Annotated in this window: 15 protein-coding genes and 1 riboswitch; of the genes, 10 read left to right on the top strand and 5 right to left on the bottom strand. The window is 54.6% G+C overall.

Features of this window, described 5'->3' with window-relative positions:
- Positions 1 to 9 precede the first annotated feature (9 nt).
- The 4 genes from fliR to V2154_RS04705 all read left to right on the top strand — a co-directional run bounded on the left by fliR (position 10) and on the right by V2154_RS04705 (position 4,983).
- Entirely contained in the window at positions 10 to 783 is a 774-nt protein-coding gene (gene fliR / locus V2154_RS04720) for a flagellar biosynthetic protein FliR (RefSeq protein ID WP_353503918.1), read from the top strand.
- Positions 773 to 1,915 carry a flagellar type III secretion system protein FlhB gene (gene flhB / locus V2154_RS04715; protein WP_353501267.1) on the top strand — a complete coding sequence of 381 codons (1,143 nt, stop codon included), beginning with the start codon at positions 773 to 775 and terminating at the stop codon, positions 1,913 to 1,915. Before fliR ends, flhB begins: the two co-directional genes overlap by 11 nt.
- On the top strand, positions 1,899 to 3,992 hold the full coding sequence (gene flhA / locus V2154_RS04710; protein WP_353501266.1) for a flagellar biosynthesis protein FlhA: 2,094 nt from the start codon (positions 1,899 to 1,901) through the stop codon (positions 3,990 to 3,992). The genes flhB and flhA overlap by 17 nt, the downstream gene beginning before the upstream one ends.
- Positions 3,993 to 4,119: 127 nt before the next feature.
- A complete protein-coding gene (locus V2154_RS04705; RefSeq protein WP_353501265.1) occupies positions 4,120 to 4,983 on the top strand; it encodes a hypothetical protein in 864 nt (287 codons plus the stop codon).
- Positions 4,984 to 5,000: 17 nt separating this feature from the next.
- On the opposite strand, the gene thiD is transcribed toward V2154_RS04705, so the two are convergent.
- Positions 5,001 to 5,801, bottom strand: coding sequence for a bifunctional hydroxymethylpyrimidine kinase/phosphomethylpyrimidine kinase (gene thiD / locus V2154_RS04700; protein ID WP_353501264.1), 801 nt, complete (start codon positions 5,799 to 5,801; stop codon positions 5,001 to 5,003).
- The gene (thiM, locus tag V2154_RS04695; RefSeq protein ID WP_353501263.1) at positions 5,798 to 6,607 is read right to left on the bottom strand and encodes a hydroxyethylthiazole kinase; all 810 of its coding nucleotides are present in this window, start codon (positions 6,605 to 6,607) and stop codon (positions 5,798 to 5,800) included. Before thiM ends, thiD begins: the two co-directional genes overlap by 4 nt.
- Positions 6,608 to 6,641: 34 nt before the next feature.
- Positions 6,642 to 6,744: riboswitch (TPP riboswitch) on the bottom strand.
- Between the two features lie 72 nt (positions 6,745 to 6,816).
- On the opposite strand from thiM, the gene V2154_RS04690 reads away from it, so the two are divergent.
- Entirely contained in the window at positions 6,817 to 7,242 is a 426-nt protein-coding gene (locus tag V2154_RS04690; RefSeq protein WP_353503917.1) for a GNAT family N-acetyltransferase, read from the top strand.
- A 358-nt stretch (positions 7,243 to 7,600) separates the two neighbouring features.
- Positions 7,601 to 7,915, top strand: a complete 315-nt coding sequence (locus V2154_RS04685) for a hypothetical protein (protein WP_353501262.1) — start codon at positions 7,601 to 7,603, stop codon at positions 7,913 to 7,915.
- Between the two features lie 14 nt (positions 7,916 to 7,929).
- Here V2154_RS04685 and V2154_RS04680 read toward each other — a convergent pair whose 3' ends face one another.
- The 3 genes from V2154_RS04680 to V2154_RS04670 are packed head-to-tail and all read right to left on the bottom strand — an operon-like array spanning position 7,930 to position 11,328.
- The gene (locus tag V2154_RS04680) at positions 7,930 to 9,192 is read right to left on the bottom strand and encodes a c-type cytochrome (RefSeq protein ID WP_437342020.1); all 1,263 of its coding nucleotides are present in this window, start codon (positions 9,190 to 9,192) and stop codon (positions 7,930 to 7,932) included.
- A gap of 2 nt (positions 9,193 to 9,194) precedes the next feature.
- Positions 9,195 to 10,802, bottom strand: a complete 1,608-nt coding sequence (locus V2154_RS04675; protein ID WP_353501261.1) for a GMC family oxidoreductase — start codon at positions 10,800 to 10,802, stop codon at positions 9,195 to 9,197.
- 16 nt (positions 10,803 to 10,818) lie between these two features.
- Positions 10,819 to 11,328: a sugar dehydrogenase complex small subunit gene (locus tag V2154_RS04670; protein WP_353501260.1), complete on the bottom strand. Its 510-nt coding sequence runs from the start codon at positions 11,326 to 11,328 to the stop codon at positions 10,819 to 10,821.
- Between the two features lie 564 nt (positions 11,329 to 11,892).
- Between V2154_RS04670 and V2154_RS04665 the strand changes: the two genes are divergently transcribed.
- From V2154_RS04665 to V2154_RS04650, 4 genes are all read left to right on the top strand, one after another.
- Positions 11,893 to 12,564 (top strand): DUF3313 domain-containing protein, encoded by a 672-nt coding sequence (locus V2154_RS04665; protein WP_353501259.1) that lies wholly within the window; start codon positions 11,893 to 11,895, stop codon positions 12,562 to 12,564.
- A gap of 279 nt (positions 12,565 to 12,843) precedes the next feature.
- Positions 12,844 to 13,101 (top strand): type II toxin-antitoxin system HicA family toxin, encoded by a 258-nt coding sequence (locus tag V2154_RS04660; RefSeq protein WP_154146338.1) that lies wholly within the window; start codon positions 12,844 to 12,846, stop codon positions 13,099 to 13,101.
- Positions 13,098 to 13,454 (top strand): type II toxin-antitoxin system HicB family antitoxin, encoded by a 357-nt coding sequence (locus V2154_RS04655; protein WP_353501258.1) that lies wholly within the window; start codon positions 13,098 to 13,100, stop codon positions 13,452 to 13,454. Before V2154_RS04660 ends, V2154_RS04655 begins: the two co-directional genes overlap by 4 nt.
- Before the next feature lie 72 nt (positions 13,455 to 13,526).
- Entirely contained in the window at positions 13,527 to 13,958 is a 432-nt protein-coding gene (locus tag V2154_RS04650; protein ID WP_034788271.1) for an OsmC family protein, read from the top strand.
- Positions 13,959 to 13,999 lie beyond the last annotated feature (41 nt).

Below are 13,999 nucleotides of genomic sequence, written 5' to 3'. Positions count from 1 at the left end.
GGAATCATGATGCCGATTGACGCGCTAACCGCCCTGGTGTTCTCACTCTGGTTTCCCTTTGTACGCATCATGTCGTTTGTCCATTTTTGCCCCATTCTGGACAACAAGGCGCTGAACGTCCGCATTCGCATTATTATTTCTTTGGCGCTGGCTATCATCATGGCCCCGCTGGTTCCCAATGTTGCCGAAGTCAGCCTGCTCTCCATGCGCGGCATATTGCTGACCTTCGAGCAGATTATCTGGGGGTTGGTGTTTGGCATGACGCTTCAACTGGTGTTTCTGGCGTTACAGACCGCCGGCCAAATCCTGTCGTTTAATATGGGCATGAGCATGGCCGTCATGAATGACCCCAACAGCGGCGCGTCCACCACCGTGATTTCACAAACCGTGTATATCTTTGCCGGACTGCTGTTCTTCGTGATGGACGGCCACCTGCTGCTGGTGACTATCTTGTTCAAAGGCTTCACCTATTGGCCGATTGGCAACGCGCTGCACCCGCAAAGTTTTAAAGGGATGGCGCTGGCGCTGGGCTGGGTTTTCTCCTCCGCCATGCTGCTGGCGCTGCCGACAACTTTTATTATGCTGACGGTTCAGGGCGTGTTTGGCCTGCTTAACCGCATTGCGCCCACCCTCAACCTGTTCTCGCTCGGCTTCCCTATTAATATGCTGTTCGGCCTGGGCTGTCTGGCCGCGCTGTTCTACAACCTGCCGGACCATTATCTGCATTTCACCAACCAAATATTGGCGATGCTCGACAGCATGAGGGTCTCCAATGGCGGATGATTCAGCAGGAGAAAAGAGTGAGAAGGCCTCGGCGCAGAAAAAGCGCAAGGCGCGCGAAGAGGGCGAAATTGCTCGCTCAAAAGATATCTCGCTGGCGGGCAGCCTGTTTGCGGCGTTCTTTGTGGTGAGCAGCAGCATGCCCCACTACCGGGATTTCGTGCGTGAAGCCTTTGTGTCACTCAATCAGTACTCCCAGCACATTGTCGAACCGGGCATTATCGCTCAGTTCCTTAAATACAATATGCTGATATTTTTGAAATTTGTTGTCACGCTGATCCCCATTCCGTTGGCTGCGTCGGCAGTATCGCTGATCCCCGGCGGCTGGATATTCACGCCGAAAAAGCTGCTGCCGAACTTCGGCAAACTGAACCCTATCACCGGAATTGGCCGCCTGTTTAGCGCCCAGCATCTGGTTGAAACGCTCAAAATGATGTTCAAAAGCATCATCATGCTGGCCCTGCTCTACCACATGGTGAGCAGCTACCTGCCGGATTACCTCGCCATGCAGTCACTGTTTTTCAAAGAGGCGGTGTTCCACAGCCTCTCGCTGTATGGCGATGTGATGTTCAACTTCGTGTTGCTGGTTGGCTTCTTTGCCGCCGTGGATCTGCCGATCACCAAGTACATGTTCAACAAAAAACTGCGCATGACCAAGCAAGAGCAGAAGGACGAATACAAGAACAGCGAAGGTAAGCCGGAGGTGAAATCCCGCATTCGCCAGCTCCAGCGGCAGGTCGCCATGGGGCAGATCCGCCGCACCGTGCCGGGAGCCGACGTGATTATCACCAACCCGACGCACTTTGCCGTGGCGCTGAAGTATGACCACTCCCGCGCCGCTGCCCCTTACGTGGTGGCGAAAGGCAGTGATGAAACCGCGCTTTATATCCGTCAGGTCGCGAAGGAAAACCAGATTGAAATCGTCGAGTTTCCTAAGTTGGCCCGCGCGGTTTATTACACCACGCAGGTTAATCAGCAGATCCCTTCTCAGCTCTACCGCGCCATTGCGCACGTGCTGACCTATGTATTGCAGCTCAAATCCTGGCGCGTGGGCAATAGCAGCTCGCGCCCGCAATTAAACCGATTCATGACGATCCCGAAAGAGGTGTTAAAACAGGATGCAGAAATTCACTAGCAGGTTCTTTAAAGTCTTCCGGGGAGGCAGCGTTGGCGTACCTTTAGTACTGCTGAGTATTTTGGCAATGATCATCTTGCCATTGCCACCGATGGTGCTCGACGTCCTGTTCACCTTCAACATCGTGCTGGCGGTGCTGGTGCTGCTGGTCAGCGTATCGACCAAGCGCCCGCTCGATTTCGCGCTGTTCCCCACCGTCTTGCTGATAACCACCCTGTTGCGCCTGTCGCTCAACGTGGCGTCTACCCGCGTGGTGCTGCTGTTTGGTCATGAAGGGGTTGGCGCCGCCGGTAAGGTGATTGAATCCTTCGGTCAGGTGGTGATCGGCGGTAACTTCGTGGTTGGCTTCGTAGTGTTCGTGATCTTGATGATCATCAACTTCGTGGTGGTGACCAAGGGGGCCGAGCGTATTTCCGAGGTATCGGCGCGATTCACCCTCGACGCCATGCCGGGCAAACAGATGGCGATCGACGCCGACCTGAATGCCGGGCTTATCAACCAAGAGCAGGCGCGAACCCGCCGCAAAGAGATCGCCAGCGAGGCGGATTTCTACGGCGCAATGGACGGGGCGTCGAAGTTTGTCCGTGGGGACGCCATCGCCGGGATGATGATCTTAATGATCAACCTGATCGGCGGTATCTGTATCGGTATCTTTAAATATGACCTGAGCGCCAGCGCCGCCTTCCAGCAGTACGTGTTACTGACCATTGGTGATGGTCTGGTGGCGCAAATCCCGTCCCTGCTGCTCTCTACCGCGGCGGCAATTATTGTTACCCGCGTCAACGACAGCGGCGATATGGCCACGGAGATGAAGCGTCAGTTGCTGGCCTCGCCAATGACGCTCTACACGGCGGCGGGCGTGATGTTTGTGCTGGCGGTGGTGCCAGGCATGCCGCATCTGCCCTTCCTCTCTTTCACCGCGATGCTGGCTTACACCGCGTGGCGCATCAGCCGCCAGCCTAAGGCGGCAGTCAATGAAGCCGAGCAACTGGCGGAAATCTCGAAAAATATCAGCGAAGATATTGAGCAAACCGTTAGCTGGGAAAGCATTCCGCTGATTGAGCCGGTGGCAATTAGCCTTGGCTACAAGCTGGTGACGCTGGTTGATAAATCTAAAGGCAGCCCCCTCACTCAGCGAATACGCGGGGTGCGGCAGGTGGTGTCGGAAACCTACGGCGTGCTGCTGCCCGAGGTGCGAATTCGCGAGAACTTCCGCCTTAAGCCGACCCAGTACATCATCACGGTCAACGGCATCAAGCAGGCCAGCGGCACGCTGCCCGCCGATAAACTGATGGCGCTGCCCTCCAGCGAAACCTATGGCGAGGTGGACGGCCAGCTGGATAATGACCCGGCCTACGGCATGCCGGTGACCTGGATAACGCCGGACCAGAAGCCGCACGCGCTTAATCTGGGCTATCAGGTGGTGGACTGCGCCAGCGTAGTGGCAACTCACGTCAACAAGGTGCTGCGCCAGCATATTCCTGACCTGTTTAACTATGACGACATCACCCTGCTGCACAACCGGCTGGCGTCGATGTCCCCCAAACTGGCGGAAGATCTCAACGGCGCCCTCAATTACAGCCAGCTGCTGCGCATCTATCGCATGCTGCTGCAAGAAGGGGTGTCGCTGCGCGATATCGTGGTGATCGGCACTACGCTGCTGGAAAGCGCAGCCACCACCAAAGACGCCTTCCTGCTGGCGGCCGACGTGCGTTATGCCCTACGCCGCAGCATCACGGCGGGCATGGTTCAGGGCAGCGCGCTGTCGGTTTACACCCTGCATCACGAGCTGGAAACGCTGCTGATGACCGCCTTTAATCAGACGCAAACGGCGGGTAAAACGCCGCTCGACAGCATTCCGCTGGACCCTAACCTGCTGACACAGTTCCAAAATACGCTGCCAAAAGTCAAAGAGCAGATGAAAGCCATTGGTAAAGAGCCGGTGCTGCTGGTGCCGCCGCAACTGCGCCCGCTGCTGTCGCGCTATGCCCGTTTATTCGCGCCGGGGCTGCACGTGCTCTCCTTCAATGAAATCCCCGATGAACACGAACTGCGTATTGAAGGCAGTCTGACGTAACGCCCTTCCCCCGCGCCTTATTTTGGGCGCGGGATATTAAAATTGTGGTTTTTGCTAGCACTGACATAAATATGTCCGACAACTTAGGCTACGCTATAAATAATGTCATTTTGCTGGAAGCCCGGTTATGTCGTTAGCCACTCACCCGACCTCCTCCGTTTTAAAGAAGAGCTATTACAGCGCGGATCAAAGCCTCTCCCTCGGCCAATTGGACGTGGAGAAAATCGAGCAGATCGCCCGTGATTTGGATATTTCAGCCAGCGACAAAGAGCATTACGTCACCGGCTGGATGGGGCAAAACAGCGTGGTGCTGGTACGCAATTATCAAGACAAACGCGGCGCGTCTAACGGCTTGGTGATGTCACGCGGCCAGCGTTACAAGCTCAGCGTGCAGGCCATCAAGTTCCGCATTCCGAAATTCCTGCTGTGGATGACGCTGCGCCGCAGGCCGCGCACCATGTCGGTGGTCGGTTATACCCGCCTTGGCGCACAGGCTACCGGCTTGCAGCAGTTCCACACGCTGGCCGACAAAAGTTTGAAACAACAGTTGGAAAACGACTGGCGCGAGCTTAATGACTACCTCGGCATGGCGTGCTGGCAGATGGAAAACAATCAGCCAATGTGGCGCAGCGTGCAGCGGGAGATCTCGCCGCAGGCCCTGTGGTATCTGGCTGACAGCGATCTGTTCAGCGGTAAGAAACTGCAAAAGGATGGCGATTTTGAAGGGATGTGGACCAAGAATCGTTTCCTCGGCCGCCGCACTGGCGAGCACGCGGCGCTGCTGATTTCCTGGCGCGACGAGGAGAATGATGACATCGCCAGCTACCTCTATGAACGGGTGACCGCCAACCAGATTCGGCTGTCGCTGCGCCCGCGCAAAGAGGATAAGTTCTACCCGTTGAACCCGTTCGACGCCGAGCATTTGCAGCAGGCGCTGTCGATGTTCAAACAGGTAGAACCTGAGTTATGCCATAACAAAATCCGAGCCTGACGGCAGAGTTCGCGCGGTTACCACCACTGGTGAAAATGGTGAACCGGGCCGATACCTTGCCCCACCTCCAGCGAATCCGCCTGCACCAGCGCCTGTTGCAGATAAGCCTTTGCGCCGCGAACCGTGTCCGGCCAGTTATCGTGGCGCGGGCGCAGAGCCGCCAACGCCGCCGACAGCGTGCAGCCCGTGCCATGGGTGTGTCGAGTCTCAACCCGCGGCGCGGTAAAGCGCTCGCGGGATCCGCGCATAAACAGCCAGTCCGGGCTTTCGCTATCCGTTAAATGCCCGCCCTTCATCAGCACCGCGTCACAGCCCATCGCCAACAGCGCCTCGCCCTGTTCACGCATCTCTTGCTCATTCTGCGCCATGTCGCACTCCAGCAGCGCCGCCGCCTCCGGCAGGTTCGGCGTGATTATCGCCACCTGTGGCAACAGCAGCCGTCGCAACGCCTCAACCGAATCCGCCGACAGCAGCGGATCGCCGCTTTTAGCCAGCATAACGGTGTCCAGCACCACAAACGGCGGCTGGTAGTGCCGAAGGCGCTCGGCCACGGCGTCGACAATATCGCTGTTAGCCAGCATGCCGATTTTGGCGGTATCAATACGCACGTCGCTGAGCACCGAGTCCAGCTGCGCCGCCACAAAAGCCGGGTCGATGTTGTAAACCGACTGCACGCCACGGGTGTTTTGCGCCACCAGCGCGGTGATAACGCTGGTGCCGTAAGCCGCCAGCGCCGAGAAGGTTTTCAGGTCAGCCTGAATCCCCGCACCGCCGCTCGGGTCCGTCCCGGCAATGGTTAAAGCATTGATACGCTTCATACTGCTTCCCCCGACGTCAGCATCTCGCCATTCAGCAGCCACAGGTTGTCGAGGAAGGCCGGGGTAAAGCTGCCCGGCCCGCGCGCCTCGTGGCAAGCTCTTTCGCCCGCGCACGACATCACCCGGCAAGCCGCCGCGACGTTATCCAGCAGATCGCCGGGCAGGGAAACAAAAGCCGCCACCACCGCCGACAGCGCGCAGCCGGTGCCGACAATGCGGGTCATCAGGGCGTCGCCGCCTGTCACAGCAAGGCTACGCGCGCCGTCAGTGACATAATCAACTTCCCCCGTCACCGCCACGATAGCCCCGGTTTCGCGAGCCAAGGCTTCGGCGGCGGGCAGCGCGGAGAGCGAGTCGTCGCCGCTATCCACGCCGCGCCCGGTAGAGGTTAAGCCACTTAACGCACGGATCTCAGAGGCGTTTCCACGAATCGCGGCAGGATGAAGTTTGATTAACTGGCGGCAAAACTCAGTGCGCAGACCCAGCCCGCCGACGGCCACCGGGTCCAGCACCCAAGGCTTCCCAGCTTGATTAGCCGAGTTAACCGCCGCCAGCATGGCGTCGGCATGAGGCTGAGTCAGCGTCCCGACGTTAATCAGCACCGCATCAGCAATGGCGCTGAACTGCGCGGCTTCGGTTGGGTCCACCACCATCGCGGGGGAGGCATTCAACGCCAGCAGCACATTGGCCGTAAAGGATTGCACAACATCATTAGTCAGACAGTGAACCAGCGGCTTAGCGTGACGCAGGTTTTCGAGGGCAGCGGCAGCAGAGTTGCCGGAAAAAACGGAAGGTCGAGTGTTCATATTTCTCCCAACCGGCGCTAAAGAAGGCGGTATCGGGAGAGATACCTGACTTCCCTACGCTGGCATAATCCAGATCAGGTAATACGGGTAAGGTCTCAGCCCTTTCTTTCACAAGAAGGACACCCCGAGTCAACGAAAGCCATTATTGGTTGGCACGTCTGGAAGATCAACCTAGAATCGTCGAAGCGGGTAACAATGGAGAAGATGTCTTGCAGATACGCCCTTATGAAGAAGCCGATCGCCCTTTTTTACGCACCCTGTACCTCGCGTCACGCAAGGATACGTGGACTTGGATGGACACTGATGATTTTCAACTCGAAGATTTCGACCGCGCCATTCTTGGAGAAACGGTGATCGTCGCCGAACATCAAGGAAAGTTGCTAGGTTTTGCGTCCATCTTCACCCAAGAGAATTTCCTGCATAACCTGTTCGTAGACCCCGCCCACAAAGGCACCGGCGTCGGCAGCGCCCTGCTCCACGCCAGCGAAGCCATGTTCACCGGCACTGGTTCACTGAAGTGTTTGCTCAAGAGTAAAAACTCCGTCGGATTTTATCTCGCCAAGGGATGGGAGATTGTCGCCGAGGGCGAGAGTCCAAAAGGGGATTATTATCTTTTTCATTTCTTGAAGAAATAATGCCCTTGGCGGGCGGGCTAAATCTTTAAATTCAAATTCAAATTCAAAACCGTGCGCTGCCGCCACACCGGCCTCAAGGGGCGCCTATCGCCGCGCCCCTTGAGAATCCCCGGCTCTTTACTGCGCGCTCCGCTCGTGAAACGAACATGTTTCAGCTACTTCCGTTATACACCGCAAAATGTCGCCGCTTAGGCGGTACCTTCGCTGCGGGATTCAAGCCTCAGGTCTTGAACCTCTTGCTCAGCGCCATTTTTGACTGCGGTTTTGGGGCTTCTCTACCGTGCCGTTTCAGGCAAATTCGAGTTTGTGAAGGGGGATGGGAAGGTTCGGTGTAAATGCCAGTAGGTCGCGTTCAGAAGTGACGCCGAATGAATGGTTCGAGACCAAAGGCTCGAAGCCTGAAATTCGGGAACCGCCTAAGCGGCGGCACTTCGCGACGATCACAATGGCTGCTGAAACACGTTCATTCCAACCCTGCGCAGCCTCGATCTCACAACAGAAAAAACGCAGGGTTCCAAGGGAGGCGCGTTTACGCCTCCCTTGGTCGGTGTGGGCCGACGCCCACGACCTTGAATTTGAATTTGAATTTGAATTTAAAGATGCAATAGAAAAAGGGGAAAGCGGGATTAAACGCCGCAACGTTTACCCCACTCCCCCCTTCACTGGGCAGTGATGATCAGCCGGGGATCACTCCCCGCGCAAATCCTTCACATCTTTATCTTTCACATTTAACGCTGGCTGAGCACCAAACTCTTTAAACATATAAGTGCTCAGCGTGGCGATCTGCTTGTCACTCAGGGTGTCAGCAAAGCCCGGCATAAACACGTCGCCGTCGTTAGTTTTGCGCGATACGCCGTGCAGGATAACGTTGACCAAGTTGTTTGGCGTCTGGGCACCTACTACGCTGTTTTTCATCAGCGATGGGTAATAGCCGTCTTGGCTGCCCTGACCGCCGAAGCTGTGGCAGCTTGCGCAGTTGCCGAGGAACAGGCGCGCGCCGTCGGTTTCCTGACTGGCTTTGAATGGCACGCCGCGCAGGTTGTCTACGCTGGTGCTCTCATGGCCCCAATCAGAACGGCTCTTGGTGACGGATGAATCCGCCTGCGGCTTCAGCGTCTGGATGTAAGTCGCCATCGCGTTCAGGTCGGCATCGGTCAGATGACGAGTACTGTTCTCGATAACTTCCGCCATCGGGCCTGCGGCCTGCGCTTTGCCACTGACGTGACCAGAACGTAGATACTGCACGATGTCGCCTTTGCTCCAGCTACCAATCCCGGCGTTTTTGTCGGAAGAGATGTTGAACGCGGTCCAGCCGTCAACCTCGGTTCCGGCGTAAGGCTTGCCGTCTTTCATCCCCATGGTGATGTTACGCGGGGTGTGGCACTCGCCGCAGTGACCTAAGCCTTCGACCAGATATTTACCCTGATTCCACTCGGCAGACTGCGCGGTGTCTGGCTCAAAACGCTTGCTGTCGAAGTTCACCAGATTCCAGAACCACATGCCCCAGCGCTGGTTGAACGGGAACGGCATCTCGTTTTCACGATTTTGCTGATGCACCGGCGGCAGGCTGAACAAGTAGGCCTTAATGGCTTTCACGTCGTCATCTTTCAACAGCGTGTAAGAGGTGTACGGGAAGGCCGGATACAGGTGCTGCCCCTCTTTGTTCTTACCTTCGTGGACCGCGCGCAGGAAGTCTTCGTCGCTCCATGTGCCGATGCCCGTCTCTTTATCCGCCGTGATATTTGGCGAATATAGGGTACCCATAGGGGTTTTAAAGGCTAAGCCACCGGCAAAAGGTTTACCGTCTTTGGTGGTGTGACAGGCCACACAGTCCGCGGCCTGCGTCAGGTATTCACCGCGTTTAATCAGGTCCACGCCAGACTCTTCGGCCTGCGCTGTCAGACTGAACAAACCTACAGCTGCCATCAGGCTAAGGGTTAACTTTTTCATCATTACACCTCCGCCTTTAATGTTTCTGCAATCCGCAGCGAGAGCGCCGCAATGGTCAAGGTACAGTTTACCGAGCCGACGGTCGGCATGACCGCGCTGCTGGCGATAAACAGGTTCTTATGGTCATGGGTGCGACAGTCGGTATCCACCACCGAGTCTTTCGGGTCGTGGCCCATGATAGTGGTGCCGGTAATGTGGTTATTGTTGGCGAAGTCCTTGAAGTAAGTGATGTCGGTGCCGCCCATCAGGCGCGCAGCATCGGCATAGACTTTGTAGGTGTGCTCAGCACTTTTACGCACATAGTCGTCCATCGCGTAGTAGAACTCCGGCTTCGGAATGCCCAGTTTGTCTTTCTCAGTGGCACTCGGAATGATGCGGTTTTCCGCGTGCGGCAGGATCTCGTGGAAGCTGTCGAAACGCACGTAGCGCGAAGAACGATCGCGAATACGCTTGTCGAGGTCTGGCCCAAGGATCAGCTCGCCCTTTTGGCTCAGCAGACGCCCTGCTTCCTGATCGGTGCGGGAGACGTTCGACAGGTGGATTTTCTTCGCGGCGTACTCTTTGCGGAAGTCACCGTCGCGGAAGCCCACCATGGAGGTCATCTCCTGCGGCCCGCGCCCCGGCCACAGCGGCTCGTTGGCGTAAAACTCAACGCCGACGCCCGGGTGGTCCATAAGGTTGCGGCCCACTTGGTCAGAACTGTTACCCACGCCGTTCGGGTTCTTGTCATTGGTGGACATCAGCATCAGTTTAGGGATTTCGATGCCGTTCGCCGCCAACACGAAGTATTTCGCTTCAGCACGATGCTCATTGCCCTGCGGGTCTTTGAACAGCGCGGCGGTGATCTCCTGCTTGTCATTGACTTCCAGCTTGTACACCACGGATTCAGGACGCAGAACTGCGCCGTTTTTCTCGGCTTTCTCAACGTGGGTGATGCCGTTGTACATCGCGCCAATCGGGCAAATCGGCATGCAGTTGTTGTTACCACAGCAGGTCGGGCGGCCATCGTAAGGGCGGCTGTTACGCGCCACAGGCTCGGTCACTACGTAGTAACCGTTGTTGTTGAGCACGGTTTTCAGGCGCTGTTCGTTATAAGAGAGCGGCAGAGGTTCCATTGGGTATGGCGCACTGCGCGGCGAACCCAGCTCTTCATTGTTCGGCCCCCACACGCCCAGCTCTTGCTCGGCGCGGAAGTACCATTTCTCCAACTCGCCGTACTCCATCGGCCAGTCGCGGCCAACGCCGTAGAGAGATTTAATCTTGAAGTCGTTCGGCAGGAAGCGCCACGCGGAGGCCGCCCAGTGCCAGGTTGTGCCACCCACCACGCGGATAAACTGCGCGTCGTAAGGGTGCTCACCCTTCTGAATCAGATAGTTATTGCTTGGATTCGCTTCAGGATGTGGCGCGTAGTCGGTAGACGGATACGGCTTCATGTTGTCCGACTTGTCGGCCTGATTGCGGAAATTCTCGACAATTTCCCAGCGAGACAGGCGCGGGCCTGCTTCCAAAATTAAGACGTTTTTCCCGGCTTTCGCCAGTTCGTTTGCCACCAGACCACCGGCAACGCCTGAGCCAATGACAACGACGTCAGCTTTTAATGTGTCAGCCATGTTCTTTTTTCCTTAATTAAAGCGCGACATCGGGCTTGGCAGCCCAGTAGCCAGGACGATTGGTACAGTAAGAGCGGATCACCAGCACATCGGAGACCGCCTCAAACATCAGCGCTTTTTCATAAGTCACGACTGCAATGTCTTGCCCTTCGCCCACCTGCCCCAAATACCAGCCTTGCAGGATAATGCGCGCGGCGTCTTGCTGTGGCTGAGCCCAGCTCGACGGCGCCCCGGCAGGCAGTGTTTGCAGTGAGTCCAACTGCGCGGCGATGTCAGGTTTGCGCTGTAAAATCGCCGCATACAGACGTTGGCCAATTACCGGGTTGAGGTGCTTTTTGCCGGTCAGCGCGCGGGAAATACGTAAGAACTTGTCGACATCAACTGGCGAAAGTTCGCCGTCAGCGGCAAAAGCTTTAAGCGGAACGGGCATCATCAGGCTGCTGGCCAGTCCGACGCCGATATAACCCAATAAGCGACGACGTGAAACGCCGCTGACGCGAAGCGTCTTCGAAGGGGTATCAGACATTGCATTTTCTCCTAAAAAACAGCGGGATGGCGGATGAACGGACATCCGTGGGCTGCGCCCTTCATCAACGCGCTGTCACCCTAACGGGTGAGTAAAGTGCACAATTCAATGGTTGTACGCGGTGTTATCTACCGGCTTGTATGATGCGGAGAGGATTATTTTTTATGCGCATCATTGTTATAAAAGTAGCCGATATGTAAAGAAACGTCGGCATGATACAACACGATATGCAGGGATAATATGTTGATGTGGTTCATTTCGTGCTAAATATTGATTTACACAAAAAATTAAATCAATAAATACAAGTAGTTATTTGTTTTTATTTATTTTATAGCGTGAAATAAATCAGCAAATTTTTCTTGTTTGATGCGCATTTTTTAGCTGTCTCAGGGCAACCGTAATTTTTTACCCCTCTACGTCAAAAAATCTTGTTGTTGTTGATAGCATAGACTTTTATTTTGCTATTCTGCTTTCACGCCGTTTTTGATGATTATCGCACGGTGAAATTTGCTTTTAGTGCTATACATAATTTGACACGCCACTTACACACTTAAGGCTCCTCCAATGAAAAAAACGAAGATTTTGCAAGCTGCGCTCATTGCCGGTGCAGTATTGCTTGCAGGGTGTACAAGTCAGATCACTAAATCGGATAAATATTCTGGCTTCCTCGGCGATTATTCTGGTTTAAAAGAGACCAAAACACCGTCCGGAAAAACGGTATTACGCTGGGTTGATCCGTCCTTCAACGCTTCTAACTATTCACATGTTCTCTACCAGCCAATCACCTTCTACCCGCAGCCTCAGCCAAATGCGCAAATCGACAAACAGACCTTGGATGGCGTGCTGGATTACACCAATAACCGTCTGAAATCGTCTATCGCGCAGCGTCTTCCGCTGACCGACCACGCTGGTCCTCGCACCTTAATCTTTAAAGGTGCCATCACCGGGGTGAGCACTGCGGCAGAGGGTTTGCAGTTCTATGAAGTGATCCCAGTGGCGTTAGTTGTTGCTGGCGCAGAAACCGCCAGTGGCCACCGCACCCGCGATACCGAACTCTATTTCGAAGCTGAGCTGATCGACGCCAGCACCGGTAAAGTCGTGATGAAAGTGGTGCGTAAAGGCCTGGGTAAACAAGTCTCTAACGACAGCCAAAAAGTGACCCTGAACGACCTGAAAGGCGTGGTAGACAGCCTGGCGACCGACGCCGTGCAGTTCAACCCAGCCCCGCAAAAGTAAGTGTTCGAGTGGAAGTGAAAAAGCAGCCTGCGGGCTGCTTTTTTGTTTTTAGGACGGGTGTTGGAAAAAAATCAGAAAATGGTTGGAAAATGTCTCGCAAATAAGCATGTAATTTTTTGAAAATTAAGCCAATGACTTTATGTAGCGCCGAGATTGGTCTCTAATCCTTGAATATTGTTATTGATTAATAATTCAACTCAAATGCCGCAGGCGATATCAAAAAATGATATCATTAAGCCAACATGGCGCATTGCAACTAAAAGGATTTAGGGCACCAGCATGTTGAACGCTAACCATCTAAAGACATTGAATATCATCTTTTCCACACCAACATCTCGCACGCTGGAATGGCGTAAGATCGAGAATTTATTTGTTGCGCTTGGCGCACTCGTTACAGAAGGGAAAGGATCGCGAGTGAGGTTTGAAATTCAGCGAGTGGTTGCCTCATTTCATCGTCCCCATCCAGAGAAAGAGGCAAAAGTTTATCAAGTCAGAAGTGCCAGAATCTTTCTTGAAACAATAGGAGTCATTCCATGAGTACCATGATTTATCAGGGTTATGCGGCAAAAATTGAATACAGCGAAGAAGACCAATGCCTGATCGGGCATATCGCTGGCATTAGGGACGTCATAGGCTTTCATGCCGATAATGTGACTGATTTGCGAAATGCTTTTGAGGAAGCTGTCGATGACTATCTCAGCTATTGCGCTGAACAAGGCAGGTCACCACAGCGCCCAGCCAGCGGAAAAATCAGTTTACGCATCCCACCTGAAGTCCATTCAGCCATTAATGTTGCCGCGGAGATTTCAGGCAAAAGTGTTAATCAATGGATTAACGATATGCTCTCACGCATGGTGTATGACCCAATGCACACAGATAAATCTGTTTAATCCCCTTCAGCCCTTCAACCTCCGAGTTCATGACTATACTTATCCTCAATGTTCACAAACCGGAGGATTAACATGACCATTCACAAGAAAGGACAGGCTCACTGGGAAGGTAACATTAAGGAAGGTAAAGGGACTATCTCCACGGAGAGTGGCGCTCTGGATAAACAACCCTATGGCTTCAACACTCGCTTTGAAGGTAAACCCGGCACTAACCCGGAAGAGCTGATTGGCGCGGCGCACGCGGCTTGCTTCTCTATGGCGCTCTCTTTGATGCTCACAGAAGCTGGGCATGTTGCCAAGAGCATTGATACCGAGGCTAACGTCTCGTTAGATAAAGTGGACGGCGGATTCGCGATTAGCAAAGTCGCGCTGCAAAGCAAAGTGAAGCTGCCGGGGATTGATAAGGCGAAGTTCGACGAGATCATTCAGAAAGCCAAAGCCGGTTGCCCGGTTTCTAAGCTGCTGAAAGCCGAAATCACCCTCGACTATCAGCTCGAAAACTAGAAATTGGTTCCCTGAAGAGGCATTGATCTGACATCAATGCC

The organism is Ewingella sp. CoE-038-23 (assembly GCF_040419245.1).
Taxonomy (GTDB): domain Bacteria; phylum Pseudomonadota; class Gammaproteobacteria; order Enterobacterales; family Enterobacteriaceae; genus Ewingella; species Ewingella allii.
Note: the sequence above shows the minus strand (reverse complement) of the source record. Positions and strands in the feature narration are given on the sequence as shown.